Source organism: Bradyrhizobium sp. P2_E8 (assembly GCF_056403875.1).
Window position 1 is genome coordinate 1 of record NZ_JBFUES010000154.1, and the last position, 10,397, is coordinate 10,397.

Annotated in this window: 10 protein-coding genes and 1 tRNA gene; 7 read left to right on the forward strand and 4 right to left on the reverse strand. The window is 64.4% G+C overall.

All coding sequences use genetic code 11. From position 1 onward, the window contains the following. Positions 1 to 59 precede the first annotated feature (59 nt). The 4 genes from AC1D00_RS11345 to AC1D00_RS11360 all read right to left on the reverse strand — a co-directional run bounded on the left by AC1D00_RS11345 (position 60) and on the right by AC1D00_RS11360 (position 2,440). Positions 60 to 419, reverse strand: a complete 360-nt coding sequence (locus tag AC1D00_RS11345) for a VOC family protein (protein WP_477010737.1) — start codon at positions 417 to 419, stop codon at positions 60 to 62. Positions 420 to 522: 103 nt separating this feature from the next. Further along, positions 523 to 951: a hypothetical protein gene (locus tag AC1D00_RS11350; protein ID WP_404551214.1), complete on the reverse strand. Its 429-nt coding sequence runs from the start codon at positions 949 to 951 to the stop codon at positions 523 to 525. Positions 952 to 1,012: 61 nt separating this feature from the next. After that, on the reverse strand, positions 1,013 to 1,852 hold the full coding sequence (locus AC1D00_RS11355; RefSeq protein WP_135176193.1) for a helix-turn-helix transcriptional regulator: 840 nt from the start codon (positions 1,850 to 1,852) through the stop codon (positions 1,013 to 1,015). Between the two features lie 9 nt (positions 1,853 to 1,861). Continuing rightward, on the reverse strand, positions 1,862 to 2,440 hold the full coding sequence (locus tag AC1D00_RS11360) for a methylated-DNA--[protein]-cysteine S-methyltransferase (RefSeq protein WP_404551212.1): 579 nt from the start codon (positions 2,438 to 2,440) through the stop codon (positions 1,862 to 1,864). Between the two features lie 173 nt (positions 2,441 to 2,613). On the opposite strand from AC1D00_RS11360, the gene AC1D00_RS11365 reads away from it, so the two are divergent. From AC1D00_RS11365 to xylB, 7 genes are all read left to right on the forward strand, one after another. Continuing rightward, positions 2,614 to 2,687, forward strand: a tRNA-Gly gene (locus AC1D00_RS11365). Between the two features lie 459 nt (positions 2,688 to 3,146). Continuing rightward, positions 3,147 to 6,257 (forward strand): DPP IV N-terminal domain-containing protein, encoded by a 3,111-nt coding sequence (locus AC1D00_RS11370; RefSeq protein ID WP_477010738.1) that lies wholly within the window; start codon positions 3,147 to 3,149, stop codon positions 6,255 to 6,257. A gap of 300 nt (positions 6,258 to 6,557) precedes the next feature. Beyond that, on the forward strand, positions 6,558 to 7,139 hold the full coding sequence (locus tag AC1D00_RS11375) for a helix-turn-helix domain-containing protein (protein WP_167771074.1): 582 nt from the start codon (positions 6,558 to 6,560) through the stop codon (positions 7,137 to 7,139). Continuing rightward, positions 7,139 to 7,651, forward strand: coding sequence for an N-acetyltransferase family protein (locus AC1D00_RS11380; RefSeq protein WP_477010739.1), 513 nt, complete (start codon positions 7,139 to 7,141; stop codon positions 7,649 to 7,651). The genes AC1D00_RS11375 and AC1D00_RS11380 overlap by 1 nt, the downstream gene beginning before the upstream one ends. A gap of 2 nt (positions 7,652 to 7,653) precedes the next feature. After that, positions 7,654 to 8,118 (forward strand): GNAT family N-acetyltransferase, encoded by a 465-nt coding sequence (locus AC1D00_RS11385; protein ID WP_404558870.1) that lies wholly within the window; start codon positions 7,654 to 7,656, stop codon positions 8,116 to 8,118. Between the two features lie 103 nt (positions 8,119 to 8,221). Continuing rightward, positions 8,222 to 9,280 carry a LacI family DNA-binding transcriptional regulator gene (locus tag AC1D00_RS11390; protein WP_404551209.1) on the forward strand — a complete coding sequence of 353 codons (1,059 nt, stop codon included), beginning with the start codon at positions 8,222 to 8,224 and terminating at the stop codon, positions 9,278 to 9,280. Positions 9,281 to 9,360: 80 nt separating this feature from the next. After that, a partial coding sequence (gene xylB / locus AC1D00_RS11395) for a xylulokinase (RefSeq protein WP_477010740.1) occupies positions 9,361 to 10,397 on the forward strand: 1,037 nt, incomplete at its 3' end.

The window sequence follows — 10,397 nt, forward strand, 5'->3', positions numbered from 1 at the left end:
GCAGTCTGGATTGCTTCGTCGCAAGAGCTCCTCGCAATGACGGAGCTGGCGGCTAAAGCTCACACACAAACCGCCTCGACATTGTTGCCGTCCGGATCGATCAGAAACGCCGCGTAATAGGTCGGGCTGTAATCCTTGCGCGGGCCGGCGCCGCCATTGTCGCGGCCGCCGCTGTTCAGGCCCTCGCTGTGGAACGCCTTGACCGCGTCATGAGTCCCGGCGCGAAACGCGATATGCGCGCCGTCGGCCTTCCGCCCCTTGTTCAGGTGCAGCCACAGCGCCGGCTCGCCCTTCGGCCCGAAGCCGGCATAGCCGTCGCCGCTCGAGCACAGGACGTAGCCGAGCGGCGCCAGCACCGCGGTGTAGAAGCGCGTGGCGGCATCGAGATCGGCTACGCGAAGTCCGATGTGGTCGTACATGTTCGTCTCCATTGCAAAGCGCGCCGCGACTGGCGCACGCCGGAAACGAACCTAGTCAATTGAGGGCAGGCCGCTCTTGGAGAATCTTGCGACCGGCGTCCGGCTAGTTCGCCGGTGCCTCCGCTTGCCACCGGATTACCCGTCTCAGATGATAGACCTGAACCCACATGTTCGCTCCAATCACGCTGATCGTTGCCACGATCAGGGCTGTGAGCTTTTGCGGGGCATGAAGGGCGAGGACGAGCAGGAACACGGAAAGGGCCGCCGTGACGCCGAAGCTGAACCAGAGCCCAACGAGCCGTGGTGCAAACCAGGCCGGCTGACCGTCGCTGTCCCACTGCATCGGAATCCTGCGCGAGCTGATCTGACGGCCGTAATAGAGGGCACAACCCGCGATGAAGGCGAGGCCGACGACAAGCGCGATCAGCGTGGCCGCAATCACGTCACTCGAGGCACTGTTCATCTGCCGGTTCGCCGCGTTGAAGGGGCGCCAAGTCGCCCTTTGGTTGTAGTACCGCGCGATGTACCGCAAGCGCCAGCGCGTCACACCTGTCTGGTCAACAGACTGTTACCTGCGATGCGGCCGACGTGTCTCAGTTGAGGACGAGGCGTTCCCCGAAGATCCTGCGCTCACCCTTCGACGCCTGCCGGAACTTCGTCGGCGACACGCCGGCGGCGCGATGGAAGGTGCGGACGAAATTGGAGAGATCGCCGAAGCCGACGTCATAGGCGACGTCGGTGACCGCGATGTCGTCCTCGGTGAGCAGGCGCGCGGCGTGTCGCAGCCGCGAGCGCACCAGATATTGATGCGGGGTGACGCCGAGCACCGCCGAGAACAGCCGCAGGAAATGGAACGGGCTCAGTCCCGCCTGCCGCGCGGCCTGTTCGAGGTCGACCTCTTCATGCGAGTTGGCGTCGATCCACAGCGCGGCTTCGACGGCGCGGCGGCGGTCGCGTGCGGTGGGTGTGGCCGGCTTGCGCGCCTTGCCCGAGACGACGTCAACGAAGCGGCCGGCGAGGATCTGGCCGATCTCGTCGAGGCCGAGATCGCTGTTGCCATCTGCCGCCGTCTGGGCGAGTTCGCCCAGCACCATCAGCTCGGGCAGCGGCGGTGTCGCGCCGACCTTCCAGATCTCGTGCCGTCCTCCGAGGGCATCGACCAGGTCCTCGCTGAAGAAGAAGCCCAGGCAGACGTCGCCGCTGACATGCTCATGCGTGCAGGTGTATTCCTCGCCGGGCGCGCCGACCAGCATCGAGCCCGCCACCAGCTCGAAGAAGCCGGCGCGGCAATGGCAGCCGAAGCTGCCGGCGCGGACATAGGCGATGGAATGCCCGGTGCGGCACTCCGCAAACGGCGTGTCGTCCGGCCCCGCATCGCAGCGGAACTCGGAGACCGTGATCGAGCGTGTCGTCAGCAGCGTGGTTGCATCCATGCCACCTATCTAGGTGGAGGGCCTCGGCGGGGCAACGGGCAGCAACACCTCGAACAGCGTCTTGCTGGCGACCGGATGGGCGCCCTCGAGTGCCAGCAGCCGCCGCTTGGAGATCACCCCGCCATAGGGCGAGAGCCGGTCGGTGTAATTGCCGGCYTCCAGCGCGCGGTGGCAGGGCACGATCAGCATGTAGGGATTTTTCGCAACCGCCTGCGCCACCGAATGCGCCGCGCCAGAGGCCCCCAGCGCCTTGGCGATCTCGTGATAGGTGCGCGTCTCTCCGCGCGGGATCGTGCAGGCGTACTCGTAGACCCGGCGGTTGAAGCCGGGCACGCCGCCGGCATCCAGGCTGACGTCGGAAAAGTCGGGATCGTTACCCTGCAGCAGGCCCACGATGCCCTCGATCGCAAGCTCGGCATTCAGCGGAGGCTGCTGCTCGCGCGCCTCGGGATGGACCGCGAAAATCCGGCGGCGGGTGTCGATCTCCCGCGCCTCCGGCAATTGCACGGCCACGACGCCGGTGCTGCTCCAGATGATGCCGCAGCGCCCGATTGCCGTGTCGAATATCGCGTAGCCGCGCCCCACCATGCACACGCCCCACTCAGTGCACGTCTCTCCCCAGACACGAGATCATAACACCGCCACAATTCGGCGCACCTGGAATCTTGCTGAAACGTTAAGAAGCGTCCGGCCGGTCGCGCCAAACCGCTTGGCGGGACGCGCCGTCTCGGCTAATCAGGACGGGCGTGAGCAGCGCATCCGCGGGCGTAGTTCAATGGTAGAACGGCAGCTTCCCAAGCTGCATACGAGGGTTCGATTCCCTTCGCCCGCTCCATTCCCCAGCGTCGGTTCAAGCGGCCAATTCTTGGCGATCGAACAGATCACCGCTCGCGCTGCATTTCAGAATGGAGCGGCTTATTGATCTCGACGACACGAGATGACGCTGACGGGTGCTATGCGCTCTCGCAGTTGTAGGGTGGGCAAAGGCGCATAGCGCCGTGCCCACCATCTGTCTTTCGGGATCATGACAAGAAGTGGTGGGCACGCTTCGCTTTGTTCACCCTACAGATCTTTCGAACCGTCACCCTGAGGGGTGCCATGCGCTCTCGCGGCCCCCATGCGGCTGCGTCTCGGTGAAAGACTGCTGGTGCAGTTTGATTGCTTGTCGTGCAGCGAGGCAGCCAACGACGCTCTATCTGATCCTGCCCGGCTGCACCAAGCGTTCGTCATCCAGGGGCACTAAACTTGCTTCGATCAGCAGTCTGATCCGCAGCGACTTATTGGCGCCGCGTTCTTGTTTCTGATCATCGAACAAAACATTCGGACCCGGTCTGTTGCCGGGCAAACGGAGGCATTGATGACAAATTCAGCACCTGTTTTCACCGCTGGTGGTGGCAGCGACGATGCGTTCACGCGCGTGTCGACCAGCGCAACCGGGGCGCAGGCGGATGGCTGGAGCTACCAGCCCGTGTTCTCGCCCGACGGCACGAAAGTCGCGTTCGAGTCCACTGCCGACAATCTGGTGCCCGGCGATACCAACGGCGGAGCGGACGTCTTCGTGAAGGACCTGTCGACCGGGGCGATCACGCTCGTGTCGACCGATGCCAGCGGGGTCCAGCTGGGTGGCTACCAGCCGATTTTTTCGCCCGATGGCACCAAGTTGGCGTTCGCAACGGGCGCCGACATCTTCGTGAAGGACCTGGCCACCGGTGCCCTCACGCGCGTATCGACGAGTGCCAGTGGGGAACAGGCGGACGGCGTCCAGACCACCAACCCGATATTCTCCCCTGATGGCACCAAGGTTGCGTTCTATTCCGATGCCGACAATCTCGTGCCGGGCGATACCGACCACCTGCGCGACATCTTCGTGAAAGACCTGATCACTGGCGCCATAACACTCGTGGCGCCCAGCCCGTACAACGATCAACACCACGGCGGTGAGGAGAATGGCTTTACCTTTCCTCCCTCGTTCTCGCCCGATGGCACCAAGATCGTGTTCGGGTCGAACACAGGATTTGGCGACACCAGCGACGTCTACATCAAGGATCTTGCCACCGGGGCCACCACACTGGTGTCGGTCAGCGCCGGCGGCGTGCATGGGAATCGCGGCAGCTACGACCCGGTGTTCTCGCCCGATGGCACCAAGGTGGCGTTCTATACCTTTGCCGATAATCTTGTGCCGGGTGGTTCCAATCCCGAAATCGGCAACATTGTCATCAAAGATCTGACCACAGGCGTGATCACGTTGGTATCGGCCAGTGCCGACGGAGTCCCGCAGGACAACGGCGAAGCCCAGAAACCCGTGTTCTCGCCTGATGGCACCAGGATTGCGTTCTATTCCTATGCCACCAATCTCGTGCCAGGTGTCCATGGCGATGAGGTCTATGTGAAGGACCTGACCACGGGTGCCATCACGGCCGTCTCGACCAATGGGGGCCTGCCGTTTCAGATCGGGTACAGCCGGACTCCCGCGTTCTCGCCTGATGGCACCAAGGTGGTATTCGAGTCTTCAAACAGCATTCTGGTGCCGGGCGATACCAACCGCCTCGGGGACATCTTCATAAGAGATCTTGCTACGCCTTCCGTCACCGAAGCGAGGCTGACGGACAATGGCGCTGCCCATGTTTCGACATCGCGGTCGGTGGTCTATACCGGCACCCACTCGGCCGCGGTGGCACCGGAAGACGGCAATCTCGGCACAGTCACGGCCACCGTCGACGTTACCGATGGCAAGGTGACGTGGAGCTATGATGTCTCTCATGCCAACATCGCTCCGCTCGCGGCCGGACAGACCCATACCGACACCTTCATCTTGGTCCTCGGCGGCGCCGCCGGTCCTATGATGCAGAACATCACCGTGACTTTGACGGGAATCGACGATGCGCCCGTGATCGGCTCGGGCGCGACGGCAAGCTTCGCGGAGAATGGCACAGGCGTCGCCTACCACATCGCGGCGACTGATGTGGACGGTCCCGCGCTGACCTATTCGCTGTCCGGCACTGACGCGGCTCTGTTCGACGTGTCGGCGACGGGCGATGTGACGTTCAAGTCTGCGCCCGACTTCGAAGCGCCGAAAGACGCAAACCACGACAATGTCTATGACGTCACCGTGGCGGTCAGCGACGGGGAGAAAATCACCACAAAGAACGTCGCGATCACGGTCACCGACGTGAGTGACACCGCTTCCGGCGGTGTTCTGATTGTCACCGGCTCGACGGGCTTCACATCGATCGATGGGGCAACGATCAGTATCGGCGTGACCGGGAGCCTGCACGAGACCGGCAGCACCGGTGTCATCAGCAACAGCCTGATCAGTGATCTCGGCTCGCTGAACGAAACCCAGGCGACGCTCGCGTTCGCGAACGATATGATCTTCGGTGGCTCCCTCGGTGTGATCGTCGCCAATGGTGGTGCCATCACCTTCGACAATGTGCATCTCGACGGGATCTCGCTGGACGCGACATCCGGCGGACTTATCGAATCGGTTGCAGGCAGCACCAACACCTTCAACAACGTGACACTCAAGGCTGGCGCCGTGTTCGACGACGGTGCCGGAAGCGTTCTGAATGTCAGCGGCCTGCTGAACAACGACGGCAAGATCGAGCTCTTCAATGCCACGAAAACTGTCCTGACCGGCGACGTCGTCGTGATCGGCAACGGCGAGATCAAGCTCGATCCGGGCTCCCTGATCCTGAACAGCGGTGCGCATCATACGCTCGACCTTGAAGGCGGCACGATCGACGGCGCCGGCGCGATCGGAAACGGAGACCATAGCCTCACTTTGATTATCGGCTTCGCCGGCACGCTCGATGCGAACGGGTCTCAACCGCTTGAAGTGAACACCGGCAATTCTGTCACCAACAGCGGGCTGATCGAAGCCACGCACGCCTCGCTCGATTTCGACGACGCCGTTTTCAACGGATTTGCAACGATCACCGCCGATCAGGGCAGCGCGATCGACTTCAGGAACGGTTTGACAAGTGCGGGCCTGGTCGATGTGCGCGCCGGCAGCGAGGTGGACGTCTCAGGTAATTTCGTCAACAACGGCACTGTCCTGGACAGTGGCGTGCTCAAGGTCGACAATTTGAGCGGGACTGGAACTGTCTACGTCAACAACGGCACGTTGGCGGTCACTGGCAATCTGAGCAGCAATGTCGTTCTGACCGGTACGGATTCGTTTGTCTTCGGGCCCGGTGCCAAGCAAACATCCGGTGTCATCGCAAACTATACGCCAGGCACGACGTTGGTGCTGGATGGCTTCGACACCAACGTGAATGTGGCCTTCGACAATCAGACCGATATTTTGACGCTGACCGATGCGGATCATCATGCGATGACGCTTCACCTCGCACATGGATCCCTGATCCCGCAGGTCCACGGCGCGGCGTCGGATTTTCTTGTCTAGCGGATTTCCACGGAACGCGTTGCCGAACCCGCCCGTTCCACGCGCTTGTGGCGCCGGAGGTCCAGTCGCTTTTGACACAGACACTTCCGGCGTCGAAAACCGCGCATTTCAGCAGGGATTAGGGCTGCCCCTGCCGATCCGGCCGTTGCGATATTGACGGCGGACGTAGATCAAAGCTCTTTGACGCAAAGATTCTAATATATTAGCTCCTCGCTCCCGGCACGCGCGCCTCGCCCGGCTTAAGCTCCCCCCGCCCCGATGGGTGCGGTCCTCGTGTCGGGCAATGTTCGGATGAAGACCATGGACCAGCAGAAACTCGATCGCGCGATCGGTCGTCGCTTGAAGACCCTGAGGACGCAGGCGGGCATGACGTTGAACGAACTTGCAGCGCGCTCCGGCGTCAGCCGGGCCATGATCGGGCGGGTGGAGCGGGCGCAGAGCAGTGCGACGGCTTCGCTGCTCGGCAAGCTCTGCGCCGCGCTCGACGTGTCGCTCAGCGACGTGGTGGCGCTGGCCGAAAAGCCGCCGGAGCGCCTGGTGCGCCTTGCCGACCAGCCGCACTGGCGCGATCCCGAGAGCGGCTATCGAAGGCGGCACGCCTCGCCGACGGACGCAGCGAGCGGCCTCGAGATCATCGTCGTCGACCTGCCGGCCGGCGCGCGGGTGCCGTACAGCCCCTGGGGCCGCAATGCGTTTACCCAGCAGCTGCTGATGCTGGAGGGCGCGATCGCCGTGCACATCGACGCCAAGACGGTGCGCCTGCGCGAGGGCGATTGTCTCGATTTCGACGTGATGCGTGCGGTGACCTTCGAGAACGAGACCAGACAGGACGCGCGCTACGTCATCATCACGCGGCGCGGCACTTCTTACGGGAAAATGTGATGCCGATGATCGTGCGGGACGCCATGCTGGAGGATGCCAAAGATATTTTGGCCATCTACAACCATGCCGCAATCAACACCACGGCGGTCTGGACCGACGGCCCGGTTGATCTCGATTCGCGGCGCGCGTGGATCCGGGCGCGACGGGAGGCCGGCTATCCCGTTCTGGTCGCCATGAAGGGCAGGGATGTGGTCGGCTTCGCGTCCTTCGGCGATTTCCGTCCCTGGCCCGGCTATCGCCACACGGTCGAGAATTCCGTCTATGTCGACGAGCGGCATCATCGCGCGGGCATCGGCCGCGGCCTGATGGTTGCGCTGATCGAGCGGGCCACGGCGTTGAACAAGCACACGATGGTCGCCGCGATCGAGGCCTCGAATTCCGCCTCGATCGCGCTGCACGCCTCGTTCGGCTTTGCCGAGGTTGGCCGCATGCCTGAGGTCGGCTGCAAGTTCGGCCGCTGGCTCGATATGGTCCTCATGCAGATGCGGCTTTCAAGCGGAGTGAGGCCGTGACGATGCAGATCCGGACCGGCGACACGTTCGATCCGCGCGTGATCGCGCTGCTCGACCATCATGTCACGGCAGCGCGGGCGCAGACCGCGCCGGGCAGCGCCCATGCGCTCGATCTGGCGGGCCTTCGCGCGAGCGACGTCGCGTTCTGGACCGGATGGGATGGCGAGACGCTGGTCGCCACCGGCGCGCTGAAGACACTTTCGGCCGCCCATGGCGAGGTGAAGTCGATGCATACGCTTCAGACCACGCGGCGGCGCGGCTTTGGCGGCCAGATGCTCCGCCACATCATCAGTGAAGCCCGCGCGCGCGACTTGACACGGCTCAGCCTCGAGACCGGCTCGTGGGACTATTTCAGGCCGGCTCACGCGCTGTACCGGGCGCACGGCTTCGTCCGCTGCGGCCCGTTCGAGGGCTATGTCGAGGATCCCAACAGCCTGTTCCTGACGCTGGATCTGAGCGGCAGCTGAGGCCGCCGACGAGGTGGGGCCCGGTGCAACCGGGGCTCGAAAAATCCGACACGCCCCTCAAAATGAGTTGCGTACCTCAAAACACATCTGCTAGCCTTCAGCCATGGCCCAAGAGAGCTACTCAGACACGCTCACTGCCACCGCGCTGACCCTGAAGGACATCGCGCGCGAGGCCGGCGTGAGCTTGGCGACCGTGGACCGGGTCCTGCATAATCGCCCGGGTGTGCGGCCGGACACGGTCCGGCGCGTCAAAGAGACCATCGAGCGCAACTCCTTCCAGCCGCATGTGGCCGCCGCAGAGCTCGCCCGCGGCCGCGCCCGCCGCTTTGCCTTCGTGATGCCGTCCGGACCGAACCCGTTCATGCAGCAGATCGAGGCCTATCTCGGCGAGATGTCGGCGTGGCTCTCGGCACGTCGCCTGAGTGTCGAGATGGTCGCAACCGACGTATTCGATCCCTCCGTGCTCGCGGTTTCGCTGGAGACACTCTTCGGCGATTACGACGGCGTCGCCGTGGTGGCGCTGGATCATCCCGGCGTCCGCGCCGCGATCAACGATCTCGTCGACGCCGGCACCAAAGTGGTCACGCTGGTGTCGGACGTGCCGACGTCGCGGCGCCACCATTATGTCGGCATCGACAACATCGCCGCGGGGCGCACCGCCGGTGCGCTGGTCGGTCGGCTGGTCGGCGGCCGGTCCGGCAAGGTTGCCATCGTCGCCGGCTCGCAGGGCCTGCGCGATCACGCCGAGCGCATTTTCGGCTTCAACCAGGTGATGGCGTCGGAATTCCCCGGTCTCGCCGTGCTGCCGGTGCTGGAAGGGCGCGACGAGGACGAGCGTTCGGAGCAGCTGCTGGCCCGGCTGTTCGGCAGGCATTCTGACATTGTCGGCCTTTATAACGTCGGCGCCGGCACGCAAGGCGTCGCCAAAGCGTTGAGCGACGCCGGCCGCGACAAGCAGGTGGTGTTCGTCGGGCACGACGTCACGGCGCTGACGCGCCGGCTGCTGTTGCAGGGCGTGATGGATGCCGCGATCTCGCAGAACCCAGGACATGAGGCGCGCGCCGCCGTACGCGTGCTGCTTGCGCTCGCCCGCGGCGAGCCGATCTTGCGCGAACAGGAGAAGATCAGGATCGACATCGTGATGCGGGACAATCTGCCCTAGCGGCAGGCGATTTTCGAAATGGCCCGTGGCGGGGAAGGCGACGCAAGATCGCACGCTGCGAGGTGAATGGGAGGGATGGCGTGTATCTCGGAATGGACATCGGCACGTCCGGTGTGAAGGCGGTGCTCGTGAGCGAAGCCGGCGCGATTCTCGCGACGGCGGCGCGCGAGCTTGCGCTGTCGCATCCCGCGCCGCTGTGGTCCGAGCAGGATCCCGACGCCTGGGTCGACGCGGCGACCGGCGCGGTCGATGATCTCGCATCCCGCCATCCGCGTGAGGTCGCGCGGGTAGCCGGCATCGGACTATCCGGCCAGATGCATGGTGCGACGCTGCTGGGCGAGAACGGCCGCCCGTTACGTCCCGCAATCCTCTGGAACGACGGCCGCTCGCAGGCCGAATGCGCCGAGCTCGAGCGACGCTGTCCGTCACTGCACGCCATCGCCGGCAATCTCGCAATGCCCGGCTTCACCGCGCCAAAGCTGCTCTGGGTCGCGCGGCATGAGCCGGACATCTTCGAGCGCGTCGCAAAAGTGCTGCTGCCGAAGGCCTATGTCCGCTATCGCCTCACCGGCGAAATGGTCGAGGACATGTCGGATGCCGCCGGTACGCTGTGGCTCGACGTCGGCCAGCGCCGCTGGTCGGAGGCTCTGCTGCAGGCCACCGGGCTCGACCTGCGCCACATGCCGCGCCTCGTCGAAGGCAGCGAAGTCAGTGCTGTGCTCGCGCCGGACCTGGCGCAGCGCTGGGGCATGGCGAAAGGTGTCGTGGTGGCCGGCGGCGCCGGCGACTGCGCGGCGAGCGCGATCGGGCTCGGCGCCATCGCACCCGGAGATGCGTTTCTGTCGCTGGGAACTTCAGGTGTGGTGTTCCGCGTCACCGATCGCTTTGCACCGGCGCCGGCTTCAGCCGTGCATGCCTTCTGTCACGCGCTGCCCGGGCTCTGGCACCAGATGGGCGTGATGCTGTCGGCGGCGGCCTCGCTCGCCTGGCTGTCCGGCGTGATGGAGACGCCGGCCGCGGCGCTGCTGGCGCCGCTCGGCGAGCGTGTCGATGGGCCGAGCCCGATCAAGTTCCTGCCCTATCTCGACGGCGAGCGCACGCCGCACAACGATGCCGC

Bases quoted from the DNA above. Each gene is read 5' to 3' on its own strand.
- AC1D00_RS11345 (WP_477010737.1), bottom strand. From the start codon at position 419: ATGTACGACCACATCGGACTTCGCGTAGCCGATCTCGATGCCGCCACG.
- AC1D00_RS11355 (WP_135176193.1), bottom strand. From the start codon at position 1,852: ATGGATGCAACCACGCTGCTGACGACACGCTCGATCACGGTCTCCGAG.
- AC1D00_RS11375 (WP_167771074.1), top strand. From the start codon at position 6,558: ATGGACCAGCAGAAACTCGATCGCGCGATCGGTCGTCGCTTGAAGACC.
- AC1D00_RS11380 (WP_477010739.1), top strand. From the start codon at position 7,139: ATGCCGATGATCGTGCGGGACGCCATGCTGGAGGATGCCAAAGATATT.
- AC1D00_RS11385 (WP_404558870.1), top strand. From the start codon at position 7,654: ATGCAGATCCGGACCGGCGACACGTTCGATCCGCGCGTGATCGCGCTG.
- AC1D00_RS11390 (WP_404551209.1), top strand. From the start codon at position 8,222: ATGGCCCAAGAGAGCTACTCAGACACGCTCACTGCCACCGCGCTGACC.